Genomic DNA, 23285 nt, shown 5'->3' on the forward strand with positions numbered 1-23285 from the left:
TGGAGGCATGGGTACCATCGCCCTCGAACTGAGCGCCGAGGAGCTCGTGCTCCTCCGCCATGCACTGCGCCACTACCTCTCGGAGTTCGGTCACGACGAGGCCGACATCCTGCGGAAGGCCCGCGCGCTGCTCGGCAAGCTGCCCGTGCCGGTCAAGTAACCGGCGGGGTCACCGGCATCGCCGCGGGCCGGCGAGCGATCCCGGCTGGCCTGGACCGCACACCAGACGAGGAACGCCAACGCCAGCCACACGTAGGCGTTGCCGATCAGGTGCTGCCACCAGGTCCACGCGAGTTCCTTGTCGCCCGCGGTGGGCAGCAGCCAGTGCGGGCCGATCGCGAACACCGCCGCGACCGCGATCCTCACCCAGCCGTGCAGCAGCAACAGGGCCGGCGCGATCCACACCCAGTGGTGCGACCAGGACACCGGCGAGATCAGCAGTCCCGCGGCGGCGACGGCGAGGAGTGCGGTCAGGTCGTCACGCAGCCGTGGCAGCAGGAAAACGGTCCCCGCCAGCACGATCAGGCAGAGCAGCAGCCACACGAACTCGGGCGCGCCGAGCCGGAACAGCAAGCCGCGCAACGACTGGTTGGCGGAGTAGGCGAGGCCGCCGACGCGTTGCGGGTCGAGCATCGCGTCGAACCAGAACTGCCGGGACTGGCCGGGCGCGAGCACCCAGCCGATCAGACCGGCACCGGCGAACGTGCCGACGGCGGTCAGCGCGGGCCTCCACCGCTTGCGGGACAGGACGAACAGCACGAAGATCGCCGGGGTCAGCTTGATCGCGGCGGCGAGCCCGACGAGCATTCCCCGCGGCCACGGGGTGCGCGGGAGCAGGCAGTCGGCGGCGACGAGGCCGATCAGGATCATGTTGACCTGGCCGAGGTCGAGGCCACCGCGGAGGGGTTCGAGCAGCAGGCACAGTGCGGCCAGACCGAAACCCACCTGGAGGTGTTGGGCGGCCGCGTGGCAGACCGCCGTGAACAGCGCGATGCCGGCCGCGGTGAAGAGGACGGCGATGATCGGCAACGGCAACGGGGTGAGGCCGCTGAACAGCATCGCCGCCAGCGGCGGGTAGGTGAACGGCAATCCGTTGGGGCCCTGGAAGTCCGCGGTGTAGAGGTCGGTGCCGGCGCGCCACGCGTCGCCGCCCGCGAGGTAGACGCGCAGGTCGAGGACGCCGGAACCGAAGCTCCGCGCGAAAACCCAGACGAGCAGTCCGGCCGCGACGACTGCCCAGATCTTGCGGAGGTCGACGCGGGTCAGGACGGCGTTCATCGGGCCGCCGCCGAACGTTGGAGCGCCAGCACGCCCGCCGCGGCGAGAGCGGCCGCCACGGCTCCCGCGCTGTTGTTGAAGAAGTCCTGGGTCTCGCACAGCCCACGGCGGGTGAGCGGCTGCACGATCTCGATCACCGCGCTCAACGCGACCGCCGAACCCAGCACCGCGAGCGGCCTGCGCGTGGCCAGCACCGCGAAGAACACCAGCGGCACGAACAGCAAGGCGTTCAACAGTTCCGCCGAGCCGTGCAACGAGAAACCGTTGAGGTGGCAGAACTCCTGGCCCGCCCAGTCCGGCAGCGTGCGGGAGAACGTCACGCCCAGCACGATCCCCAGCGAGATGCCCGCCAGCACTGACGGAACAGGCCGCCACCAGAACCTCCGTGCGGCGAACCACCCGCCCAGCCCGAGCGCGCCTCCTCCGACCACCACACCGCCCGCGATGAGCGGGTTCGTCAGCGCGTTCAGGATCGCGCCGAACGCCCACCCCACCTGTTCCAGCACAGGTCATCCCCTCGTCCACCCGGAAATCCGATGTGGACGAGCCTGCTGTTCTGAGGGGTGCGGCCGGATCGGCTCACGAGCCGGAGAATTCTGGCCGTCCGGCCGCCAACCTCGGCCCGGGTCGGTCGTTCGGCCGAGGTCAGCCGGCCACCACGTGCGAGCGGAACGCCCACGCCACGATCTCGACGCGGTTGCGCGCACCCACCTTGGCCTGCACCGACGCCAGGTAGGCCTTCACCGACGACACCGAGACCTGCAGCGCGGCGGCGATCTCGTTGTTGCTCAGGCCTTGTGCGACGTGCCGCACGACGTCGAGTTCGCGCGGGCTCAGCACGTCGGCGTCGGCGTTCGCGACCGGCGGGACCGAACGCCGCAGCACCCGCAGCACGACCTGCGGTGACACCAGCACGTCACCGCGAGCGGCCGACCTGACTGCCTCGACCAGCAGGCCGGGGCTGGCGTCCTTGGTGAGGAACCCGCACGCGCCGAGATCCAGCGCCTTGTTCAGCACCTCGTCGGTGTCGAACGTCGTGACGACCACGACACGGGTGTGCGGGGCGAGCTGCCGGGTGACCTCCAGGCCGTCCAGGCCCGGCATCCGCACGTCGACTAGACACACCTGCGGCATCAGCTCTTTCGCGCGCTGCACGGCGGTGAGCCCGTCCGCCACGTCCGCGACCACGCTGACGTCCGGTTGCGCTTCCAGGATCAGCCGGAACCCGGCCCGCACCATGTCCTGGTCCTCGGCGATCAGCACGGAGATCACGTGCGCACCTCCAGCGGCAACTCGGCGGTGACCAGCCAGCCCTCACCGGTGGCGCCCGCGAAGAACCGCCCGCCCAGCTCGTGCACCCGCTCCCGCATGCCGATCAGCCCGAACCCGCCGGAGTGCGCGGGCCTCGTGGTTCCGTTGTCCACAACGGACAGCAGGACCGCGGCCGACGTGAGGCGCACGTCCACTTCGACGTTCGTCGCGTCGTGAGCGTGCTTGCGGGTGTTCGTCAACGCTTCCTGCACCAGCCGGAGCACCGACCGTCCCAGCTCCGGCCGCACGTCCTCGGTCAGCTCGATGCTCGTGCGCACCGGCAGACCGGACTTCTCCGCGAGCTGCTGCAGATCAGCCGTGAGATCCCCGGTCGCGGCCGCGGCACCGTTGTCCCGCAACGTCCTGACCATCGCGCGCATGGCCCCCAACGCGTCCGTGCCACCGTCCACGATGCCCGGCAACAGCTCGCACGCCCTGTCCTTGTCCTGCTCGGCCACCACGAGCGCGGCCTGCGCCTGCACCAGCATGCCCGTGACGTGGTGCGCCACCACGTCGTGCAGTTCCCGCGCCATGTCGAGCCGCTCGTCGCGCCGCGCCCGGTCCTCCGCCGCGGCCGCCAGTGCCGCCCGCGACCGTTCCCGCATCCGCAGCAGCACCCCACCGCCGACCGCGATGAAGCCGAGCATCAGGACGAGCTGCGCGGTCTCGGTCCGGGTGAGGTCGAAGTGGTCGTCCCTGAAGGCCACGGCGTGCAGGCTGACCAGCGTCAACGCCCCCACAGCCGCGGTGGCCGGCAGCGGTGGCGCTTTCCGGGCGAGCAGGAAGGCCAGCGACAGCACCGCCAGGGCCTCGGCGATCCGCACCGGTGGCGAGAGGAGTATGTCCGGAGTGTCGACGCCGGGGCCGTCCAGCCGCAGGGCGCGGCTGAACCCGCTGATCAGGCCGGTGATCGTGAAGACGGTCGCGCACACCGCCACCGTGACGAGCATCAGTCCTGCCTGCGACCTACCGCGAAGATCCCCCACGGCGGCGATCGTACGAGGTGGGCTGACCACGCGGCCTCGACCTTCCGACCGAGCCGGATGGCCATCTGGCCACGACCGACACCCTCAGCCCGCGGCGCCGATCGCCTCGTCGAGGATGCTCAGCCCCAACTCCAGCTCCTCCTCCGACGCGGTCAACGGCGGCGCGATCCGGAACACCCCACCCATCCCGGGGATCTGCACGATGTTCATGTGCAGCCCCAGGTCCAGGCACTTCTGCGTGATCGGCGCACTCAGCGATTCATCCGCGATCTCCAGCCCGACCAGCAACCCGCGCCCTCGCACGTCCGACACGAGATCATGGCGGGCGGCGATGTCGTCGAGCCCGTTGCGCAGGAACGCACCCAGCTTGGCCGCGCGCTCGTCCAGCCGTTCCTCGACCAGCACGTCCAGCACCGTGTTGCCCACCGCGGCGACCAGCGGATCGGACACGTGCGTGGTGAAGAACAGGTAGTTGCGGGCGTGCGCCTCCTCCTCGATCTCCGCCGACGTGATCACGGCGGCCAGCGGCAGACCGGCGCCCAGCGTCTTCGACAGCGTCAGGATGTCCGGCACCACGCCGTCGCGTTCGAACGCGTACCAGGTTCCGGTGCGGCACAGGCCGGTCTGGGCCTCGTCCAGGATCAGCAACATCCCGCGCTCACGACACTTCTGGTGCAACGCGGCGAAGTAGCCCAGCGGCGGTTCCAGGACCCCGCCGGAGCTCAGGATCGGCTCGACGATGCACGCGGCCAGCGAACCGACGGACTGCGCGTCGATCAGGTCGAACGCCAGGTCCAGCTGCGCCTGCCAGTCACCGGTCGGCGCGGGGATCGCGAAGTTGCCGGGCGTGGCGGGGCCGTATCCCTTGCGGCCGGCGCTGTAGGTCGCGGCCGCGGCGGCCGCGGTCATTCCGTGCCACGAGCGGGCGAACGCGACGACCTCGTGCTTGCCGGTGACGAGCTTCGCCATGCGCAGCGCGGCCTCGTTCGACTCGGCGCCGGTCGTCAGCAGCTGCACCTTCGACAGCGACGGGGGCAGCGTCCCGGCGAGGCGGCGGGCGAGGTCCACGACCGGGCGGCTGAGCATGCCGCTGAACAGGTGGTCGAGGTTCGCGATCTGGCGCTGGACGGTCTCGACGATCCGCGGGTGCGAGTGGCCGAGGATCGCGCTCATCTGCCCGGACGTGAAGTCCAGGACGCGGCGGCCGTCCTCGGTGAACAGGAAACTCCCCGACGCGCTGTCGATGATCTCGCGCGTGAACGTTCCGCCGTAGCGGACGAGGTGGCGATCAACGTCGTCCCAGAAGGTGTCCATGCAATCGACGCTAGGACCCGCCGAGCATCAGGTCCATCTCACAATTCCACGTTCGCTGTTCGGTAATCCTGTACAAGACTGCACAGCATGACGCTGAACCCGTGGCGGCTGCGGCTGCTCAGCCAGCTCGACGCGCTGGGCACCGTGCGGGCCGTGGCGCAGGCCGCGAACCTGAGTGCTTCGAGCGTGTCGCAGCAGCTCGCGGTGCTTGAGAACGAGACGCGCACCCAGCTCCTCGAACGGACCGGGCGGCGGGTGCGGCTCACGTCGGCCGGGCTGATCCTGGCGCGGCGGGCCCGGTCCATCCTCGATCAGATGGACGCCGTCGAGGCCGAGTTGCGCGAGCTCAGCCAGGAACCGTCCGGGCGCGTGCGGCTGGGCGCGTTCCAGAGCTCGATCCACACCCTGGCCGTGCCCGCGATCGGACATCTCGACCACCCCCACCTGGAGGTCGAGCTGGTCGAGCTCGAACCGCACGCGAGCATGCCCGCGCTGCTCGCCGGAGAGGTCGACGTGATCATCACGACCACCGACTTCGTCGAGCTGCCGGTACCGCGGGACATCGACGTCGTGCCGCTGGGCGCGGACCCGATCGTGCTGGTCACGCCACCAGGCCAGCCGAAGAACGACATCGCGGCGTGCAAGGACGAGCCGTGGGCGTTCGACATCCCCGGCTCGTACATGGCGAACCTGGCCACGCGCCTGTGCCGGCAGGCGGGGTTCGAACCGCGGGTGGTCGGCCGGTTCAGCAACTACATGCTGACGCTCAAGCACGTCGAGGCCGGGCTGGGGGTCGCGGTGCTGCCCGCGCTGGCCGTCGACCGGCGGTTCGACGTCGCCACCAAAGAGCTGCCGGTGACGCGCAGGATCATCGCGGCGGTGCGGCGGGATTCGCGCGCCGCGATCACAGTGGTGCTCGACGCCCTGCATACTCGGTCACTGCCGGAGGGGAGGTGATCATGGGCCAACGGGTCACGATCAACGACGTCGCGCGCGTCGCGGGGGTGTCGCGGCAGACGGTGTCGCGTGCTCTCAACGACAAGGGCGAGATCGACGGCAGCACCAAGCAACGCGTCCTGGACGCCGCGCGCGAGCTGGGTTACCGGCCGAGCCGGTTCGCGAGAGGGCTGGTGCGGCAGGACAGCACGACCATCGGGCTCGTCATCCCCGACCTGCTCAACCCGTTCTTCACCGAGGTCGCGCACGGTGCGTTGGAGGCTGCGCGCGCACGCGGCTGGCACGTGATCGTCTACGACACCGCCGACAGCATCGACCAGGAACGCGGCACGCTCGAGGTCGTCGTGTCCCAAGTGGACGCCGTGGTCGGCTACTTCAGCCTGGAAGAGGCCGAGCTCGACGCGCACCTGAGCGGCATCCCCGCCGTGCTGATCGGGCGCGAGCACCACACGGAGAGGTTCAGCTCGATCCGGATCGAGGGCGCGGCGGGCGTGCGGGAGGCCGTCGACCACCTCGTCGCCCGCGGTCATCGGCGCATCGGCATGCTCGACCACGCGGGCCGCTCCGAACCGAGCATCCGGCGTCAGTGGTTCGCCGACGCGATGAACGCGCACGAGCTCGCCGCCGGCGCGGTCGGCAACGCGGTGCAGTCGGTCGAGGGCGGGGCCGAGGCGCTGAAGAAGCTGCTCGACGCGCACCCCGACCTGACGGCCGTGTTCACGTTCAACGACATCATCGCCATCGGCGCACTGCGGACCGCCCGGCAGCTCGGCCGGGCCGTGCCCGCCGATCTCGCCGTGATCGGGTTCGACGGGCTTCAGCTCGGCACCGTCGTCGACCCGGCGCTCACCAGCGTCGCGCTGGACACCGCGCGAGTGGGCGCTCTCGCGATCGAGCAGGCGGGCAGACTGCTGGCGGGCGAACCGCACCTGCCCTCAGAAGAACTGCTGGTCAACGCCGTTCTGTTAGTCCGCGAATCTGCCTGACCCTTGACAGCGTCACCCGTTCGGCTCATGCTTCGCGCACGCCGTGAACGTTCACGGGAGCGTTCACGGGCTCCTCGGAGGGTCCCCGATGACGTTGACTCGACGCAGGTTCCTCGCCGGAACCGCGGCCGTGGCCGCGACCGCGTTCGGCGCAGGAGCATGTTCCAGCCCGACCACTGCCAACCCCGGCCGCCTCACGCTCTGGTACTCCACCAACGGCGTGTCGGAGAAGGTGCTCGGCGAGGCCGTGCAGCGCTTCCCCGCCCAGAAGCTGACGCCGTCCAAGATCAGCGGCGAGCTGAACCAGCGGTTGCTCGCCGCGTTGTCCGGCGAGGCCTACCTGCCGGACATCACGATGCTCGGCGACGGCATCTCCACGTACTTCTCCGCCACCGACCGGTTCGCCGACCTCAACGCGCTCGGCGCCGCCCAGGACGAGAAGAACTACCTGCCGTGGAAGTGGCAGGCAGGGCGCAGTCCCGACGGCTTCCAGCTCGGTTTCCCCATCGACATCGGGCCGGCCGCGCTCTACTACCGGCACGACCTGTTCGCCGAGGCCGGGCTGCCCAGCGAACCCGAGGCGGTCGCCGCTGCACTGTCCACCTGGGACGACTACTTCGAGTTCGGCATGCGGGTCAAGGAGAAGCTGCCCGGCCGGTACCTGATCACCGACACGAAGATGGTCTTCACGTACTCGCTGGCGCAGGAGAGGCAGAAGTACCTCGACCGGCAGAACCGGTATCTCGCGGACCAGTCGCAGGTGCGGCGGGCGTGGGATCGCGCGGTCAAGGCGTTCCAGATGGGGCTCACGGCGGGCTACGCGGGTTCGGCGAGCGGTGAGGGCGTGGACCGGCTCGCGGCCTGGAACAACGGCAAGGAGGTCGCGTTCGTCAACGCCTCCTGGATCACTGGCAACCTCAAGCAGTCCGCGCCGGGCACGTCCGGCAAGTGGCACGTGTGCCGGGCACCCGGCGGTCCCGGCAACCAGGGCGGGTCGTTCCTCGCCATCACGAAGTACTGCCCGGATCCGCAGGGTGCGTACGAGATCGTGAAGTGGTTGCTGTCGCCGGAGAACCTCGCGGCGGCCTACCTGGAGCTCGGGCTGTTCCCGTCGAGCTCCGCCGCGTTCGACGACCCGCGGGTGCAGGCGCCCGAGGAGTTCTTCGGGGGCCAGACGACCATCGAGGTGTTCGGCAAGATCGCCGAAGAGGTCCAGCCCGTCTACTTCTCGCCGTACGACATCTCGATCAGCGACACCTACACCGACGAGCTCACGAACGTCGAGAGCGCGGGCAAGGACCCGGAACGTGCCTGGAATGACGCGAACACGGCCGTAGAACGGCTGCTGCGCCGTCAGGGGGTGCTCGCGTGACCGTCAACAAGAAATGGCGATACGCGCCGCAGTACCTCGCGATCGCGCCGTTCTTCGTGCTGTTCGCCGTGTTCGGGGTCTACCCGATCCTGTACTCGCTGTGGCTGTCGCTCCAGCGGTGGAACGGTGTCAGCCCGATGAAGTTCGTGGGACTGGAGAACTTCCGGTTCCTGCTCACCGACACCGCGTTCTGGGAGTCGATCGGCAACACCCTGATCATCTGGGTGATGTCGACGATCCCGATGCTGGTCCTGTCGATGCTCGTCGCACTCGGCCTGAACTCGTCGGTGCGCCACAAGGGCTTCCTGCGGGTGGCTTACTTCCTGCCGAACGTCACGTCGATCGTCGCTATGTCGCTGGTGTTCGGGTCGTTCTTCTCCAACGAGTTCGGTGTCCTCAACTGGTTCCTCGGCCTCATCGGCGTCGATCCGGTGCAGTGGCTGAACGATCCGTGGGCGATCAGGGTCGCGATCTCGTTGATGATCATCTGGCGCTGGACCGGGTACAACGCGATCATCCTCCTGGCCGGTCTGCAGGCACTCCCCCAGGACGTCTTCGAGGCCGCGAAGCTCGACGGCGCCGGCCCGGTGCAGACGTTCTTCCGGGTCACGCTTCCGTTGCTGCGCCCGGTGTTGCTGTTCTCGGTCGTGATGTCGGCGATCGGCGGCCTGCAGATCTTCACCGAGTCGCAGATCCTGCTCGGCAACCGCGGCGGCCCCGAGGGCGCCGGGATGACGATGGTCCTCTACTTCTACAACACCGCCTTCGCGGACAACGACTTCGGCTACGGCGCCGCCATCGCGTGGGGCATCTTCGTGGTCGTCGTCCTCTTCTCGATCCTCAACTGGCGGCTCGTGCAGCGCCCGCCGCGCCTGAAGGGAGACGTGCGGTGAAGCCGGGCCGTCTGCTCACCTACCTGGCGCTGGCGATCGGCGCGCTGATCACGCTGTTCCCCTACTACCAGCTCGTGGTGATGGCCTCCAACACCACCGCGGACATCTACTCGACGCCGCCGAGGTTTTGGTTCGGCGGGCACCTGCTCGAGAACATCGGCGAGGTGTTCGCGAAGGTCGACTTCTTCGGCTCGGTGCTGAACACGCTGGTCGTGGCGATCGCGACCACGTTGCTGGTGCTGTTCTTCGACTCGCTCGCGGCCTTCACGTTCGCCAAGTACGACTTCCCCGGCAGCAACGTGTTGTTCGGCATCCTGCTGGCGACGTTCGTGGTGCCGACGCAGCTCGCGGCGATCCCCCAGTTCAACCTGATGGCGGCGTTCGGCTGGGTCGGTGACCTGAAGGCGCTGATCATCCCGGCGGCGGCCAACGCGTTCGGGATCTTCTGGATGCGCCAGTACGCCCGCGGCGCGATCGCGGACGAACTGCTGGAGGCCGCACGGGTCGACGGCGCGGGCTTCTTCCGCACCTACCTCTCGGTCGGTCTGCCGGTGCTGCGGCCAGCGCTCGCGTTCCTCGGCATCTTCACCTTCGTCAACACGTGGAACGACTACCTGTGGCCGCTGGTCGTGCTGATCGACTCGAACCACGTGACGCTGCAGGTGGCGTTGTCGCAGCTCAACGGCCTCTATCTGAAGAACTACGCCGTCGTGATGGCCGGGACGCTGGTGGCGATCGTGCCGCTGGTGATCGTGTTCCTGATCGGCGCTCGCCACTTCATCCGCAACATCGCCGCCGGCGCAGTAAAGGGTTGAAACTTGTCGTACATCGAAGAAATCGATCCAGGCACCGGCGCACTGCCGCCGCGTGCGTTCTTCACCTCGGACGCGGCTTCGTTGTCGCTCAACGGGACCTGGGGCTTCCGCCTGGACGACGGCGAGTGGGGCACCATCACCGTGCCCGGCCACTGGCAGCTCCAAGGCCATGGCGAGCCCGCGTACACCAACGTGCGGTACCCGTTCCCGGTCGAGCCGCCGTTCGTGCCTTCGGAGAACCCGACGGGTGACTACCGGCTCACGTTCGACCTGCCAGCCGACTGGCCCGATGAACCTGCCGTGCTGCGTTTCGACGGCATCGACTCGTGCGGACGGATCTGGCTCAACGACGTCGAACTGGGCATCACCCGCGGCAGCAGGCTGCCGACGGAGTTCGAGGTGGGACACCTGCTTCGCTCTGCCGGGAACGTGCTGGTGGTGCGGGTGCACCAGTGGTCGTCCGGCAGCTACCTGGAAGACCAGGACATGTGGTGGATGTCCGGGATTTTCCGCTCGGTGACGCTGTTGTCCCGGCCGCGCGGTGGCGTCGCCGACTACCAGATCCACGCTTCCTACGATCACGTCACCGGGCTCGGCACGCTGGAGGTCGCCGGCGCGATGGTCACCGTGCCCGAGCTGGACGTGCACGATCTGCTGCCCGGGCAGTCGATTTCGGTGCCTGTCGAGCCGTGGAGTGCGGAAAGTCCACGGCTGTACGACGGTTTCGTACACACAGCCGTCGAACGGGTGCCGGTGCGGATCGGCTTCCGGACCGTCGCGATCGAGAGCGGCGTGCTCACGATCAACGGCGCCCGCGTGGTGTTCCGCGGTGTGAACCGGCACGAGCACCATCCGGAGTTCGGCCGCGCGGTGCCCCGCGAGTTCGCCCTCGCCGACGTTCTGCTGATGAAGCAGCACAACGTCAACGCCGTGCGCACCAGCCACTACCCGCCGGACCCGTACTTCCTCCAGCTGTGCGACGAGTACGGCCTGTGGGTGATCGACGAGTGCGATCTGGAGACCCACGGGTTCGAGAAACTCGACTGGGCCGGCAACCCGAGCGACGACCCGCGCTGGGCCGAGTCCTATGTGGACCGCATGCGCCGGATGGTCGAGCGGGACAAGAACCACCCGTCGATCGTGCTGTGGTCGCTCGGCAACGAGTCCCACACCGGCCGCAACCTCTCCGCGATGGCCCAGTGGACCCGTGACCGCGACCCGTCCCGCCCGGTGCACTACGAGGGCGATTTCGACTGCGAGTACGTCGACGTCTACAGCCGCATGTACGCCTCGCACGAGGAAGTCGACCAGATCGGGCAGGACAGGACGCACGGCATGCCGTTCGTGCTGTGCGAGTTCGCGCACGCGATGGGCAACGGGCCGGGCGGCATGCTCGAGTACCGCGAGCTGTTCGAGCGCTATCCGACCGTGCAGGGCGGGTTCATCTGGGAGTGGATCGACCACGGGCTGCAGCGGGACGGGCACTTCGCCTACGGCGGTGACTTCGGCGAACCGCTGCACGACGGCAACTTCGTGATCGACGGACTGGTGTTCCCGGACCGCACGCCGTCGCCGGGCCTGCTGGAGTTCGCGAAGGTCTTCGAACCGGTCCGGATCACCGGGACCGGCTCGGGCATCCGGATCGCGAGCCTCTACGACCACGGATCGCTGGACCACCTGCGGTTCGACTGGGTGTACGAGGCCGACGGAATCGAAATCGCGTCGGGCGCCCTCGACGTGCCCGTGGTCGCCGCCGGCGAGCACGCCGACGTCCCACTGCCCGACCTGGCTTCCGCTCCGGGTGAAGGCTGGCTGACCGTCCTCGCGTCCCTGGCCGAGGCCACGAGCTGGGCCGATGCCGGCCACGTCGTCGCCTGGGGCCAGATCTCCGTCGCGCAGGCGAACCCGGTCACCCCGATCAGCGGTGTGGAACTGGTCGGCGTCGGCGACGTCCTGTGGCTCGGCCCCGGCGAGTTCGACCCGGCGACCGGCCTGCTGACCCGGCTCGGCGAGTACCCGGTCGAAGGTCCCCGCCTCGACCTGTGGCGTGCCACGACCGACAACGATCGCGGCTCGGACAACCCGGAGGACCGGGCGTGGCGTGAAGCGGGCCTGCACCGGTTGCAGCACCGCGTGATCGAGGTCGACGTCCAGGAGACCGCGCTGGTCGTGCGGACGCGGGTGGCGCCGCCGAGCTGGGCGTTCGGCATGTTCGCCGACTACCACTGGACCGCCGACGGCAACCGGCTGCGCCTGCACGTCGACGTGACGCCGGACGGCGACTGGCCGTGCACACTCCCCCGGCTCGGCCTGCGGATGGCGTTGCCCGCGGCCCTCGACACCGTCGAGTGGTTCGGCGCGGGCCCCGGCGAGGCGTACGCGGACAGCCGTCAAGCGGCCAGGACCGGCCGCTTCTCGTCCACTGTGGACGCACTGCAGACGCCGTACGTCTTCCCGCAGGAGAACGGCAACCGCGCGGACGCCCGCTGGCTGCGAATCGGTGACCTGAGGATCGAGGGCGAGCCGGTGTTCGACTTCACCGCCCGTCGCTGGACCAGCGAGGACCTCGACGCCGCCCAGCACACGGACGACCTCAAGCCGCGCGAGCACGTGTATCTGAACCTCGACCTGGCTCAGCACGGCCTGGGCACCGCGTCGTGCGGACCGGGTGTGCTGCCGCAGCACCGGCTCCACGCGCAGAAGGCGAGCTTCTCGGTCACGTTCACGCCGCCGGCCTGACCCGTTCCACGATGTGGACCTAGTTGAGACGTCACCTATCCTCGGAAGGAGACTTGAGGGAGGTTCCGTGCCGCAGAAGTCAGACCCGTTGCGAAAGCTGGGTTTTCTCACCATCGGGCTGTTCGACGAGCACAACCCGGGCGCTGGTCACCGGACCACGCTGGACATCATCGCGCTGGGCGAGGAGCTCGGGTTCGACAGCGCCTGGGTGCGGCACCGGCACCTGCAGTTCGGGATCTCGTCGCCGGTCGCGATCCTGGCCGCCGCCAGCCAGCGGACCAGCAGGATCAGCCTCGGCACCGCGGTGATCCCGCTGGGCTGGGAGAACCCGCTGCGGCTCGCCGAGGACCTGGCGACCGTCGACGTGCTGTCCGGCGGCCGGCTGAACCCCGGGGTCAGCGTCGGGCCGCCGATGCACTACGACGACGTCAAGCACGCGCTGTACCCGCAGACCGCGGACGTCGAGGACTTCAGCTACGACCGGCTGCAACGGCTGCTGGACTTCGTGGGCGGCGAGAAGGTCACGGACTTCAGCGGCACCGAGGGCATCGAGGTGTTCTCGGACCGCGTGCAGCCTCACGCGGCCGGTCTGCGCGAGCGGATGTGGTATGGCGGCGGAAGTCTGCGGTCGGCGAAGTGGGCGGGCTCGCACGGGCTGAACCTGTTGTGCAGCAACGTGGTCCAGGCCGAGGAGTCGGAGGACTTCGCGGAGATCCAGCTGTCGCACATCAAGACGTTCCGCGAGCAAGGTGGCGGGCGGGTGTCGCAGGGGCTGGTGGTGATCCCGACCGACTCGGCCACGCCGGAGCAGCGCGCGAAGTACCAGGACTACGTGGAGAAGCGCACCGCCCGCACCGGCACGCCGTTCGGGCCGCGCCGGTACATGTTCGAACGCGACATCATCGGCACGTCCGCGGAGATCGCCGACGAGTTGTACGCGCACCTCGCGTTCCAGCAGGTCGACGAGGTGGCGTTCGCGCTTCCGTTCAGCTTCGACCACGAGGACTACGTGCAGATCCTCACGGACCTCGCCACGAAGCTGGGTCCGGAACTGGGCTGGCAGCCTTCTTAAAGCGCCCACCAGGTGTCCATGCGTGGCACGGCGGTCGCGTCGCCCTGAGCGGCGCGACCGGCGTGGAACAGGAATCCGGCGATGCCCGCCGCGCCCTGCATCCAGCCGAGGCCCGCGGGCAGCAGCGGGTCGTCCTCGCGGTGCTCGATGAACCGCCAGCACACGCCGTTGCCGTCCGGAATCGCCCGTTCGACCACCGCGTCAGCGAGGTGCAACGCGAAGTCCCGGTCACCTGAGTCCAGCAGGACGTCACCCACGCCCGCGGTTCCGCAGCAGCGGCCGTCGTTGTCCCAGAAGCCCGGATAACGCCGTTCGGGCAGACCTGATGTACGAACGCTGTGCAGGCATCGGCTGTGCCAGTCCATCACCGGTGCGCCCGCCACCTCGGACACGCCCGCGTGACGCAAGGCCTGCCACAGCAACGAGGTTCCGGTCGGCCCGTGACACCAGCCGTAGCTGAACGGCCCGTACCCCTCCAGTGGGGGAAGGATGAGCGGGGCGCGGAAGCCTCCGTCGGCCGTGTCCGCCAAGGTCACGAGGTGCTCGGCACCCAGAGCGGCCGCCTCGACGAGGTCCGGGCGACCGAACTCGGCACCGGCCACGGCGAGCGCGGCCGCGATACCGGAGAGTCCGTGCGAGAAGTTCGGCATCTCCCGTTGCCACACGCACGACCGCACCGGCACTTGCCGCCAGTTCAGTCCGGCCGGCACCTCCTCGCGCTCGGCCAGCAGGATCTCGGCCGAGGTCTTCGCCAGCTCCTCCGCTCCGGCCACACCGTGCCGCTGGGCCCAGATCGCACCCAGCAGCACACCTGCCGTGCCGAGTGTCGCGTCGTGGCAGTGGGCGCCTTCGAGAAACCGGGGCGGGCGGTAGCGGTCGTTCGGCCAGCCGTCCGGTGTGGACAGCTCGAGAAGGCGCGCGACCGCCGCGTCGGATCCGGGCGCGTCCAGAGCCGTCAGCACGCCGATCGAACTGACCAGACCACCGAAGAAGTCGTAGTTCGTGGCCGTGGCGATCCCGGCCCGGACCTGGCCCGCGATGGCGTCCGCGAGCCGTTGTTCCGCTGCGGTCCACGCGCGGCTCAGCCGGATCTCGGCCAGCACGTGCGCCAGCCCGCCAACGCCCGCGTACATGCCGTCGCGACCGTCCGGATCCAGCTCCTCGCCAACGGACGGCGGAATCCAGACGGCGTCGTCGTAACGGACCTGATCCAGCACCCATCGCCAAGCAGCCTCGGCGGTTCCCCAGTACGTCCCCATCCCCCGATGATTACATTGGCGGAGGTGACTGTGGAGCCGATACTCGCCGCCGCCGGGCTGACCGAGTGCACGACGAGCCCTTTGGGTGGCGGCACGTACAACTCGGTGTTCCGGGTGTCGGCGCGTGAAGGCGAGTTCGTGCTGAAGGTGTCGCCCGGTGATCAGCCCGGGTTGACCTACGAGCGCGATCTCATGAAGACCGAGGCGATGTTCTGCACGCTGGGGTCCGCGGTCGCGCCGGTGCCGGAGGTCGTGTTCAGCAACGACCACGCTCTGCTGGCGACCTGTCTGCCAGGACAGCCCCTCTTCGGACGGTCCGATGTCGACCATCCGCTGATCCGCCGGCAGCTCGGCATGGCGGTGGCGGCGTTGCACGAGGTCACCGGGCCCGGTTTCGGCTATCCGCAACTCGGCCTGCACGACACGTGGACCGAGGCGTTCTTCGGGATGTTCGACGCGGTGCTGGCCGACGCCCGGAAATACGGCGTGCCACTCCCGATCGCTGACCTGACCAGGCACAGGACCGCGTTCGACGAGGTGACACGGCCCGCGCTGGTGCACTTCGACCTGTGGGACGGCAACATCCTCGCCGGCACCGGACTCACGGGGCTGGTCGACGGCGAGCGGGCGTTCTGGGGCGATCCGGTGGCCGAGTTCGTGTCGCTCGCCCTGTTCGGGTCGATCGAGGACGATCCGGATTTCCTGACGAGCTACGGGTTCGAGTTCACCGAGGCCTCGCGCGTCCGGCTCGCGGCCTACCAGGCCTATCTCTACTCGATCATGCTCACCGAACGGGTGCCGCGCGGCAGCACCGGCGACACGATGGAGATCATGATCACCGACGCGCTGACGCGCGCACTCGGCGTTCTCTCCTGATCGCCGGACGTGATCTGGGAAGCTGGACCTGTGCGAGTGGCATTGCTGGGCCCGACGACCGTGGTGGCCGAGGACGGCACACCGGTCGACATCGGTGGTGCCCGCGTCCGCATGCTGCTGGCACGCCTCGCGCTCGACCCCGGCCGTCCGGTGCCGACCACCACGCTGATCGACGACCTGTGGGGTGAGCAGCCGCCCGCGGACGCGTCGAACGCCCTGCAGTCGCTCGTGTCGCGGCTGCGCAAGGTCTGTCCCGTCTCGCTGGAACCGGGCGGTTACCGGCTCGGCATCGCGACCGGTGACGTGGACGTCTTCCGGTTCGAACAGCTGCGTGCCGCCGGACGTCTGGACGAGGCGCTCGCGCTGTGGCGCGGTGAGGCACTGGCCGACGTGCGGGAAGCTCCGTTCGCCCAGGTAGCGGCGACGAAGTTCGACGAAGCCCGCCTCGCGGCCGAGGAAGAGCGGTCCAGCACGGGCGAACTGGACGTCGCCGCCCTCACCGCGATGCACGAGCGGCACCCGCTGCGCGAACGCCTGGCGGGGCTGCTGATGCGCGCGCTGTGCGCACAGGGCCGTCAGTCCGACGCGTTGCAGATCTACTCTGCGGTGCGCGGCAGGCTGGCCGACGAACTGGGCGTCGATCCGTCCGCCGAGCTCCAGCAGGTCCACCTCGCGGCGTTGCGCGGCGAACTCGGGCCGCGCGCGGCGGTCGACCGGTTGCCGGTGCGGCTCACCAGCTTCGTCGGGCGTGACGACGAGCTCGCGGAGATCACCGGACTGCTCGGCCAGGCCCGGCTGGTGACGCTGGTCGGGCCCGGTGGTGCGGGCAAGACGCGGCTGGCCACCGAGGTCGCGGCCCGGCATCCGTTGCACGCCAAGGGACGTGTGTGGTTCGCGGCGCTGGCCGGCGTGCGGGCGGCGGAGGACCTCGCCGGTGTGGTGCTCGGCGCGTTCGAACTGAGCTTCGGCACCGGAGATCCGTTGCGGCGGGCCAGCGAGGGCATGAACCGGATCGCCGACGTGCTCGGCGCCGGCGAGTCGTTGCTGGTGCTGGACAACTGCGAGCACCTGATCAGCGCGGCGGCCGAGTTCACCAACGAACTGCTGCGCCGCGTGCCGAACCTGCGCGTGCTCGCGACCAGCAGGGAACCGCTCGCGATCGACGGTGAGTCGCTGTGCCCGGTCGGCCCGCTGAGCGTGCCCGACGGACAGGCCGACGTGTCCGAGTTCGGCGCGGTGCGGCTGTTCCTCGACCGGGCGAGCGCGGTGAAGCCTGGTTTCCAGCTCGACGAGTCCACTGTGGACGATGTGAGGCTGATCTGCCGCAGGCTCGACGGCATGCCGCTCGCGCTGGAGCTGGCGGCCGCGCGGCTGCGGTCGATGACGGTCCGGCAGATCACCCAGCGCCTCGACGACAGGTTCCGCCTGCTCACCTCGGGCAGCCGGACGGCACTGCCCCGCCAGCGCACGTTGCGCGCGGTCGTGGAGTGGAGCTGGGACCTGCTGACCGAGGAAGAGCTCCGGCTGGCCAGACGGATCGCGGTGTTCCCCGCCGGCGCCGACCTGACGGCGATCGAGCAGGTCTGCGCAGAAGACTCGTTGTACGTGCTGACGTCACTGGTCGAGAAGTCCATTGTGGACGTGATCGAGCTCGACGCCGAACCGCGGTACCGGATGCTGGAGACGATCCGGGTCTACGCTGCCGAGCAGCTCGAGGCGTCCGGCGAGAAGCAGGAGATCGTCGACCGCTTCCGGCGCTACTACCGGGATCTGACCGGCCGCTGGGAGCCGCTCACCCGCACGGCCCGTCAGGTCGAGGCGATCGGCGTGTACGAGGCCGAGCAGGACAACATCGTGGCCGCCCTGCGCGGGGCGATCGACGAGCACGAGGTCGGGCTGGCGGCGGACCTGCTCGCGGGCGTGTTCTGGTACTGGCTGGTCAAGGGCGACAACGAACGCGCCGAACTCTCGGTGCGCGACGTGCTCGCGCTCGGCGACGAGCTGCCCGCGGACGTCCACGCCACCTTCCGGGCGATGCAGCTGATCATGGCGGCACAGCCGGGCCTGCCCGCCACCGCCGAGGCCGCGCAGGTGATCGAGGACTGCGTGAACTCGGGAGCCGCCCAGAAACACGCGTCGCTCGCGATCGCGCTGCCGATGCTCGCGTTCCTCAGCAAGAACCAGGAATTGGCCCGCCGTGAGGTGAAACGGGCGGCGGCGAGCGAGGACGCCTGGGCGAGAGCCGGAGCGGACTGGGCACTCAGCTTCATCCTGGTCGACGAGGGCGATCTCGAAGGTGCCGAACTGGCCCGCGACCGCGCGTACGAGCAGTTCGTGGCCGTGGGCGACCGGTGGGGCTCGGCGATGACGCTCGGCATGAAAGCCACGTTCGTCTCGCACACCGGCGACAACCAGGCGGCGATCGAGCTGTACAAGCGGGGTCTCGACGTGGCGCTGGAGCTGCGGTCGCTCGACGACGCCGTGCAGCAGCGGTGGCGGCTCGCGGTCGAGTACGCCCGGCTCGGCGACCACGCCACGGCCGAGCGCGAGGTGATCGAGGCCGAGCAGTACGTCCGGAGCATCGGCAACGACCAGATGTCCATCATGATCGACTATGCGAAGGCGGAGGTCCTGCTGCGCGCGGGCCGGATCGCCGAGGCACGCGAGCTGAGCTCCCGTTTCAAGCGGCGTGCCACTCTCTCGGCCGTGCTCGGTTCGTTCGTCACGGAGTGGTCGGCCATCCTCGACAGCCGCATCGCCATCGCCGACGGCGATCTGGCCGAAGCCGAGAAGCGTGTCGCCGTGGCGATCGGCACCACGTCGGACCGCGGCGACATGCCGGACCTGGCGACGGTGACGGAGTTGCTCGCCCAGATCCGGTACGCGCAGGGCCGCCACGAGGCGACGTCCCGGTTGCTCGCGCTCGCGGCCGTGATTCGCGGGCGGATCGACATGGGTGACTCGGACATGCGGAGGCTGGTCGCCGAACTCGGCGAGCCGGAACCGTTGGGGATCGCCAAAGCCGAGGCACTGCGGGAAGTAGGCGAAGAGGCGGGCATCAGCGACAGCTGACACCCGCCTCCCGTCGGCTCACACCCGGCGGCGGTAAGCCCACATCGCCAGCGGGAAGAACACCGCGACCGCCGCCACCATCCAGATCAACGATCCGGTCAGCGGTCCGGCGATCGCGCCGCCGTTCAGCAACCCGCGCAGCGCGTCCGCCAGCAGCGAGACCGGGCTGATGTCCGCCCACGCCTTCAGCCAGCCCGGCATCGTCGAGGTGCCGACGAACACGTTGCTGCCGAACGTCAACGGCATGATCAGCACGAACATCAGGCCCTGCACCGCCTGCGGGGTCTTGAGCAGCATGCCCACGAACACCGAGGCCCAGCAGAAGCACAGCCCGAACGCCAGCGCGAGCCCGACCGCGATCAGCAGCTCCGCCGGACCGGTCTGCACCCGGAAGCCCATGACCGTCGCGACGATCAGCAACACCAGGATGCACACGACGTACCGCACGATGTCCGCCAGCACCGCCCCGATCAACGGCGCGGATCTCGCGATCGGCATGGCGCGGAACCTGTCGAACACGCCCTTGGAGACGTCCGTGTTCAGCTGCACGCCCGCGGTCATGCTGGCCTGCAGGATGTTCATCACCAGGATGCCCGGCACGAGCATCTGCAGGTACGCGTCCGTGTTCCCGGCGAGCGCACCGCCGAACAGGTAGGTGAACATCACCAGGAAGACGATCGGCGCGATCGTCACGTCCGCGAGCTGCTCCGGGTTCTTGCGGATCTTCAGGATGCCGCGCCAGGCCAGCGTGAGCCCGTGCCGCGCACCGCGGTCCAACGCGATGGTGCTCATACCAGGCTCCCTTCACTCTGCTTGCCGGTCAGCGCCAGGAAGACCTCGTCGAGCGACGGCAGGCGCAGTGCCAGTTCGTCCGCGGTGATCCCGGCTTCGTCGAGCTTGCGGACCAAAGTGGACAGCAGCACCGGGTCGTTGACCGGCGCGGTCAGCAGCCCGGAGTCGTCGTTGCGGGTCGGCCGGACCCCGGTGAGATCACCGAGAATCCGTTGCACGGCATCGAGATCGAGCAACGACGTCGGCCGCACCTGCAACGTCTGCCCGCCGACGCGCCGCTTCAGCTCGTCCGGCCGGCCCTCGGCCACCACGCGGCCGTGGTCGAACACCGTGATCGTGTCCGCGAGCTGGTCGGCCTCCTCCAGGTACTGCGTGGTAAGCAGGACCGTCACGCCGTTCGCGACGAGCTTGCGGACCACGGCCCACACCTCGTTGCGCGCGTGCGGGTCCAGCCCGGTGGTCGGTTCGTCCAGGTACAGCACGGACGGGCTGCCGACCAGGCTCGCCGCGAGGTCGAGCCTGCGCCGCATGCCTCCGGAGTACGTCTTGGCGGCTCGGCCTGCGGCGTCCGTAAGTTCGAACTGCTCCAACAGCTCGGCCGCCTTCGCACGCGCCCCCGCACGTGAGTAGTCGAGCAGCCGGGCCAGCAGCACGAGGTTCTCCGTGCCGGACAGGTCCTCGTCGACCGACGCGTACTGCCCGGTCAGCCCGATGAGGGACCGCACGGCCCTCGGATCCTTCACCACGTCATGCCCGTGCACCGTGGCGTGCCCCGCGTCCGGGCGCAGCAACGTCGCCAGCACCCGCACCGCCGTGGTCTTGCCCGCGCCGTTCGGCCCGAGCACCCCCACGACCTTCCCCTCCGGCACCTCCAGATCGACCCCGTCGAGCGCTTTGGTCTCCCCGTAGTGCTTGACCAGGCCTTCAGCCCTGATCGCGAGCGACATCGTTCGTTCCTCCCTGTGTCGGGAGAACAGTGCGCCGCGCCGCTGACAGGGCGCGCACAGCACGCTGTCAGCGGCTGGCAGCCATCCGCCGGACCGCCTCGGTGATCACCTCTGGCGACGTCGCGATGTTGAACCGCGCGAACCCCGCTCCGCCGGTGCCGAAGCCGTCTCCCAAGGTCAGCGCGACGCGGCCGCGTTCGAGGAACAGCCCTGCCGGGTCGTCGCCCAGCTTCCGGCAGTCCAGCCACGCCAGGAACGTCGCAGGGGACGGCCGATAGCCGATCTCGGGCAGGTGTTCGGCGAGCAGGTCGGTGAGCAGCTTCCGGTTGTCCTCGAGACCGTCCAGCATCGCGTCGAGCCAGTCGCCGCCGTCACGCAACGCCGCCGTGTGCGCGATCGAGCCGAGATGGCTGGGGCCGTGACTGACCTCCTCCGGCAACCGGGCGAGGTCGTCGGCGGCTGCCGGTCCGGCGATGGCGACAGCGGCTTTGAGGCCCGACAGGTTCCAGGCCTTCGAGGCGGACATCAGGGAGAACCCTCGGTCGTCGACGCTGAGGTACGGCACGAAGGTCGTTGTTTTGGAGACGATCGGCGCGTGGATCTCGTCGGCGATCACGCGAACGCCGTAGGTTTCGGCGAGTTGGGCTACAGCGGTGAGTTCGTCGGCGGTGTGCACGGTGCCGGTCGGGTTTTGCGGGCTGCACAGCAGGAACACCGGCTGCTTGGCTTTGATGTGCTTGAACGTCTGTTCCAGCACATCCAGGTCCAGGCGGTCGTTCGTCAGTGGTGCTTCGACGATCGGCAGGCCCATGCTGCGCACGAACAGGTAGAACGGCGGGTACACGGGTGGGGTGACGATGACCAGGTCCGCGTCGACCAGTTTGATCATCTCTACCAGGCCGAGCATGACGTCCGGGACGATCGCGGTGCGTTCGATCGCTATGCCGTCCCAGTTCCACCTGGTTTTGGCGAAGTCTTTGAGCGCCTCGGCGTAGGCGGTGCCGGCCGGGTAGCCGGTGTCGCCTTGCTGGACCGCGTCGATGATCGCGCGCTGCACCGGTTCTGGTTGGTCCACGTCCATCTCGGCCACCCACAGCGGCAGGACGTCTTCCGGGTATTGGCGCCACTTCACGCTTGTGCGGTGGCGTAACCGTTCCAGCGACACCTGGGTCAGCGGGTTCTCCATGACTGTCACGGTAGATGGTTTGACGGCTGGCGCCGACCCGGCACATGCCCTCCTTCGTCGGGCGTGTGCCGGACCGAATTTCTGTGGTCACCGTGCTTGGGTGGTTGCGGGGCGTGGACCGGTTGCGTGCGTCGGGTTCCGGGGGCGTGGGTGGTTGCTAGCTGCGGGTTGCGTTGTCGGGAAAGAATTTGTCACTCGATCGTGTGTTGCTTAGCCCCCTTTGACGTTTTTGATCACGAATAGAATGGGCGTATGGAAGCGGTCGAGGTTCTCGATGCTCTCGCCTATCATCAGAAACAAGTTGCTTATCATCAGGCTCAGGCCATTCGCGTGCTCGCGGATTACGCTGTCGCGTGCGCTGGTGATGAGTTCTTCGATGCCGAGATCGCGGCGGCGATGCACTGGACATCCCGGTGGACCACCGACCAGGTCCACATGGCGGTGGAGCTGGCCAGCAAGTTGCCGCAGACGTTGAACGCGTTGGAGAAGGGCGAGATCGACCTTTACAAGGCCCGTGTGCTGTACGAGCGGACGTTGCCGTTGACCGCAGACCTGGCCGCCGAGGTCGAGGAACGGGTGCTGGTCAAGGCGCCGGAGCAGACCGGTGCGCAGATGCGGCAGCTCACCAACCGGGTGGTGATGCGTGTCGATCCCGAGGGGCACAAGGCGCGGGCCGAGGAGCGCAAGAAGCAGCGCTGCACAGGCATCGACTCGTTGGAAGACGACATGGCCAGGATCTGGGCGTTCCTGCCCGCGCACCTGGCCGCCGCCTGCTCCGCCCGCGTCGACGCCATCGCCCAGCAGGTCAAGACGCCGCAGGACCCGCGCACGCTCGACCAGGTCCGCGCCGACGTGTTCGCCGACCTGCTGCTCGCCACCCCGGACAAGGCCAGCGCCGTCAAGGTCGAGCTGTACGTGACCGTCTCGGCCGCCACCCTGATGGGTCTGTCCGAACAGCCCGGCGAGCTCGCCGGCTACGGCCCCATCACGCCCGGCCTGGCCCGCGAACTCGCCGGTGACGCCACCTGGCGCCGCCTGCTCACCGACCCCACGACCGGCGAAGCCTTGGAGTTCGGCACCAGCACCTACCGCCCACCCGCCGCGCTGCGCAGGTTCGTGTGGGCCCGAGACCGCACCTGCCGCTTCCCCGGCTGCATGCGCCCCTCGCACAAGTCCGAACTCGACCACACAATCCCATTCCCGCTGGGCAGCACCTCAGCGGACAACCTCGGCGCGTTCTGCAAACGCCACCACCGCGTAAAACACCGCTCAGCCTGGCAAGTGAGCCAACCGAAACCAGGCCGATTCTGCTTCAAAAGCCCAGCCGGAAAAACCTATCAACGCCATCCAGAACCAGTACTAGGCGACCCGCCGCCCTTCTGATCAATCCTTAAATCGCAACTCGCACCTGGCGACCACTAACGCAATCC

General features: G+C 68.9%; 21 protein-coding genes. 11 read left to right on the forward strand and 10 right to left on the reverse strand.

The features are described 5' to 3' along the window. The first annotated feature begins 7 nt into the window (after positions 1-7). Positions 8-160 (forward strand): hypothetical protein, encoded by a 153-nt coding sequence (locus tag ACWGE0_RS01850; RefSeq protein ID WP_452258977.1) that lies wholly within the window; start codon positions 8-10, stop codon positions 158-160. On the opposite strand, the gene ACWGE0_RS01855 is transcribed toward ACWGE0_RS01850, so the two are convergent. From ACWGE0_RS01855 to ACWGE0_RS01875, 5 genes are all read right to left on the reverse strand, one after another. Continuing rightward, a complete protein-coding gene (locus ACWGE0_RS01855; protein WP_452258978.1) occupies positions 91-1278 on the reverse strand; it encodes a glycosyltransferase 87 family protein in 1188 nt (395 codons plus the stop codon). The two genes, ACWGE0_RS01850 and ACWGE0_RS01855, sit on opposite strands and share 70 nt — an antisense overlap. Then, the gene (locus ACWGE0_RS01860) at positions 1275-1784 is read right to left on the reverse strand and encodes a VanZ family protein (protein ID WP_452258979.1); all 510 of its coding nucleotides are present in this window, start codon (positions 1782-1784) and stop codon (positions 1275-1277) included. Before ACWGE0_RS01860 ends, ACWGE0_RS01855 begins: the two co-directional genes overlap by 4 nt. 139 nt (positions 1785-1923) lie before the next feature. Further along, positions 1924-2550, reverse strand: coding sequence for a response regulator (locus ACWGE0_RS01865; RefSeq protein WP_452258980.1), 627 nt, complete (start codon positions 2548-2550; stop codon positions 1924-1926). Further along, entirely contained in the window at positions 2547-3575 is a 1029-nt protein-coding gene (locus ACWGE0_RS01870) for a sensor histidine kinase (RefSeq protein ID WP_452258981.1), read from the reverse strand. Before ACWGE0_RS01870 ends, ACWGE0_RS01865 begins: the two co-directional genes overlap by 4 nt. 84 nt (positions 3576-3659) lie before the next feature. Continuing rightward, entirely contained in the window at positions 3660-4889 is a 1230-nt protein-coding gene (locus ACWGE0_RS01875; RefSeq protein ID WP_452258982.1) for an aspartate aminotransferase family protein, read from the reverse strand. An 87-nt stretch (positions 4890-4976) separates the two neighbouring features. On the opposite strand from ACWGE0_RS01875, the gene ACWGE0_RS01880 reads away from it, so the two are divergent. The 7 genes from ACWGE0_RS01880 (at position 4977) to ACWGE0_RS01910 (ending at position 13723) form a co-directional block, all read left to right on the forward strand. Beyond that, positions 4977-5846 carry a LysR substrate-binding domain-containing protein gene (locus ACWGE0_RS01880; protein ID WP_452258983.1) on the forward strand — a complete coding sequence of 290 codons (870 nt, stop codon included), beginning with the start codon at positions 4977-4979 and terminating at the stop codon, positions 5844-5846. 2 nt (positions 5847-5848) lie between these two features. After that, positions 5849-6832: a LacI family DNA-binding transcriptional regulator gene (locus ACWGE0_RS01885; protein WP_452258984.1), complete on the forward strand. Its 984-nt coding sequence runs from the start codon at positions 5849-5851 to the stop codon at positions 6830-6832. An 88-nt stretch (positions 6833-6920) separates the two neighbouring features. Further along, positions 6921-8204 (forward strand): ABC transporter substrate-binding protein, encoded by a 1284-nt coding sequence (locus tag ACWGE0_RS01890; RefSeq protein ID WP_452258985.1) that lies wholly within the window; start codon positions 6921-6923, stop codon positions 8202-8204. Then, on the forward strand, positions 8201-9097 hold the full coding sequence (locus tag ACWGE0_RS01895) for a carbohydrate ABC transporter permease (protein ID WP_452258986.1): 897 nt from the start codon (positions 8201-8203) through the stop codon (positions 9095-9097). Before ACWGE0_RS01890 ends, ACWGE0_RS01895 begins: the two co-directional genes overlap by 4 nt. Then, entirely contained in the window at positions 9094-9912 is an 819-nt protein-coding gene (locus ACWGE0_RS01900) for a carbohydrate ABC transporter permease (protein ID WP_452258987.1), read from the forward strand. Before ACWGE0_RS01895 ends, ACWGE0_RS01900 begins: the two co-directional genes overlap by 4 nt. A 3-nt stretch (positions 9913-9915) precedes the next feature. Continuing rightward, positions 9916-12651, forward strand: a complete 2736-nt coding sequence (locus tag ACWGE0_RS01905; protein WP_452258988.1) for a glycoside hydrolase family 2 TIM barrel-domain containing protein — start codon at positions 9916-9918, stop codon at positions 12649-12651. A gap of 67 nt (positions 12652-12718) precedes the next feature. Then, the gene (locus ACWGE0_RS01910) at positions 12719-13723 is read left to right on the forward strand and encodes an LLM class flavin-dependent oxidoreductase (protein WP_452258989.1); all 1005 of its coding nucleotides are present in this window, start codon (positions 12719-12721) and stop codon (positions 13721-13723) included. On the opposite strand, the gene ACWGE0_RS01915 is transcribed toward ACWGE0_RS01910, so the two are convergent. Then, positions 13720-14982 (reverse strand): lanthionine synthetase LanC family protein, encoded by a 1263-nt coding sequence (locus ACWGE0_RS01915; RefSeq protein ID WP_452258990.1) that lies wholly within the window; start codon positions 14980-14982, stop codon positions 13720-13722. The two genes, ACWGE0_RS01910 and ACWGE0_RS01915, sit on opposite strands and share 4 nt — an antisense overlap. A gap of 24 nt (positions 14983-15006) precedes the next feature. Between ACWGE0_RS01915 and ACWGE0_RS01920 the strand changes: the two genes are divergently transcribed. Both ACWGE0_RS01920 and ACWGE0_RS01925 read left to right on the forward strand, forming a co-directional pair. Continuing rightward, entirely contained in the window at positions 15007-15858 is an 852-nt protein-coding gene (locus ACWGE0_RS01920; protein ID WP_452258991.1) for an aminoglycoside phosphotransferase family protein, read from the forward strand. Between the two features lie 30 nt (positions 15859-15888). Beyond that, positions 15889-18930, forward strand: a complete 3042-nt coding sequence (locus tag ACWGE0_RS01925) for a BTAD domain-containing putative transcriptional regulator (protein WP_452258992.1) — start codon at positions 15889-15891, stop codon at positions 18928-18930. Between the two features lie 18 nt (positions 18931-18948). Here the strand turns inward: ACWGE0_RS01925 and ACWGE0_RS01930 are convergent, their stop codons facing one another. From ACWGE0_RS01930 to ACWGE0_RS01945, 4 genes are all read right to left on the reverse strand, one after another. After that, complete coding sequence (locus ACWGE0_RS01930) at positions 18949-19722, reverse strand: ABC transporter permease (RefSeq protein ID WP_452258993.1); 774 nt, start codon at positions 19720-19722, stop codon at positions 18949-18951. Continuing rightward, a complete protein-coding gene (locus ACWGE0_RS01935) occupies positions 19719-20669 on the reverse strand; it encodes an ATP-binding cassette domain-containing protein (RefSeq protein WP_452258994.1) in 951 nt (316 codons plus the stop codon). Before ACWGE0_RS01935 ends, ACWGE0_RS01930 begins: the two co-directional genes overlap by 4 nt. Positions 20670-20736: 67 nt before the next feature. Next, positions 20737-21855, reverse strand: a complete 1119-nt coding sequence (locus ACWGE0_RS01940) for a MalY/PatB family protein (RefSeq protein ID WP_452258995.1) — start codon at positions 21853-21855, stop codon at positions 20737-20739. Positions 21856-22065: 210 nt separating this feature from the next. Then, on the reverse strand, positions 22066-22257 hold the full coding sequence (locus tag ACWGE0_RS01945) for a hypothetical protein (protein ID WP_452258996.1): 192 nt from the start codon (positions 22255-22257) through the stop codon (positions 22066-22068). Here ACWGE0_RS01945 and ACWGE0_RS01950 point away from each other — a divergent pair. Beyond that, positions 22252-23238 carry a DUF222 domain-containing protein gene (locus ACWGE0_RS01950; RefSeq protein WP_452258997.1) on the forward strand — a complete coding sequence of 329 codons (987 nt, stop codon included), beginning with the start codon at positions 22252-22254 and terminating at the stop codon, positions 23236-23238. The genes ACWGE0_RS01945 and ACWGE0_RS01950 overlap by 6 nt on opposite strands. Positions 23239-23285 lie beyond the last annotated feature (47 nt).

The organism is Lentzea sp. NPDC054927 (genome assembly GCF_053610285.1).

What these genes read in the sequence shown, in the direction of transcription:
- ACWGE0_RS01950 (WP_452258997.1), top strand. Translation starts at nt 22,252, where the DNA reads ATGCACTGGACATCCCGGTGGACCACCGACCAGGTCCACATGGCGGTG.
- ACWGE0_RS01935 (WP_452258994.1), bottom strand. Translation starts at nt 20,669, where the DNA reads ATGTCGCTCGCGATCAGGGCTGAAGGCCTGGTCAAGCACTACGGGGAG.
- ACWGE0_RS01850 (WP_452258977.1), top strand. Translation starts at nt 8, where the DNA reads ATGGGTACCATCGCCCTCGAACTGAGCGCCGAGGAGCTCGTGCTCCTC.
- ACWGE0_RS01940 (WP_452258995.1), bottom strand. Translation starts at nt 21,855, where the DNA reads ATGGAGAACCCGCTGACCCAGGTGTCGCTGGAACGGTTACGCCACCGC.
- ACWGE0_RS01885 (WP_452258984.1), top strand. Translation starts at nt 5,849, where the DNA reads ATGGGCCAACGGGTCACGATCAACGACGTCGCGCGCGTCGCGGGGGTG.
- ACWGE0_RS01915 (WP_452258990.1), bottom strand. Translation starts at nt 14,982, where the DNA reads ATGGGGACGTACTGGGGAACCGCCGAGGCTGCTTGGCGATGGGTGCTG.
- ACWGE0_RS01930 (WP_452258993.1), bottom strand. Translation starts at nt 19,722, where the DNA reads ATGAGCACCATCGCGTTGGACCGCGGTGCGCGGCACGGGCTCACGCTG.
- ACWGE0_RS01890 (WP_452258985.1), top strand. Translation starts at nt 6,921, where the DNA reads ATGACGTTGACTCGACGCAGGTTCCTCGCCGGAACCGCGGCCGTGGCC.
- ACWGE0_RS01880 (WP_452258983.1), top strand. Translation starts at nt 4,977, where the DNA reads ATGACGCTGAACCCGTGGCGGCTGCGGCTGCTCAGCCAGCTCGACGCG.
- ACWGE0_RS01875 (WP_452258982.1), bottom strand. Translation starts at nt 4,889, where the DNA reads ATGGACACCTTCTGGGACGACGTTGATCGCCACCTCGTCCGCTACGGC.
- ACWGE0_RS01855 (WP_452258978.1), bottom strand. Translation starts at nt 1,278, where the DNA reads ATGAACGCCGTCCTGACCCGCGTCGACCTCCGCAAGATCTGGGCAGTC.